This is a genomic window from Streptomyces cellostaticus, from assembly GCF_001513965.1.
Taxonomy (GTDB): domain Bacteria; phylum Actinomycetota; class Actinomycetes; order Streptomycetales; family Streptomycetaceae; genus Streptomyces; species Streptomyces cellostaticus.
The window spans coordinates 1-657 of record NZ_KQ948141.1; the positions used below are offsets into that span (position 1 = coordinate 1).

Below are 657 nucleotides of genomic sequence, written 5' to 3' on the forward strand. Positions count from 1 at the left end.
GAGCTTCTTCAGCGTTGCAGCTCCAGGGTGAGAACGGCCTTGGCGATTGACGTCATGCGGTTTGGACTGCATCGGGATCTGCGGAAGATCCGCCAGGACTTCAGGCGGGCGACGCCGCGTTCGACGGGTGCCCGTGTCGCGGCCAGGGCACGGTTGCGGGTCTTCTCGGTGGGGGTGAGTTCCTGCAGGGGCCTGCGTTTGATGCCCGTGGTCAGCCAGGGGCCGCCGCCCTGGTAAGCGAGATCGGCCACGATGGGAACACCCTGCCGCTCGCAGATTCGGATGATCCGGTGGGTGCGGGCAGCGGTCAGGTCGTGGGTGCGGCCCGGCAGGGCGGGCGAGAGCCACAGCAGCCGGCCGCCGGGATCGGTGACAACCTGCACGTTCACGCCGTGGCGCCGGTGTTTGTGGGAGTAGTCGGCCCGGCCGTCGCCGACCCGGTCGCACTCGGCGAGAGTCCCGTCGAGGAGGACGAAGTCAGGATCATGCTCGCGTAGCGTCTTCAGCAGGCCCGGTGCACGTTCGGCGAGCAGGTCGACGACCTCACTGGTGTAGGCGTGGGCGGTGGACTCGCCGATCCCGAACCCGGCAGCGATCTTCGCCAGAGTGGTGTGTTCGCGCAGGTACACCAGTGCCACCATCGCGCGCTGAGACGGA

Annotated in this window: 1 protein-coding gene; it reads right to left on the reverse strand. The window is 68.2% G+C overall.

The genetic code is table 11. From position 1 onward, the window contains the following. Positions 1-8 precede the first annotated feature (8 nt). A partial coding sequence (locus AQI88_RS42445; RefSeq protein ID WP_079058197.1) for a transposase family protein occupies positions 9-657 on the reverse strand: 649 nt, incomplete at its 5' end.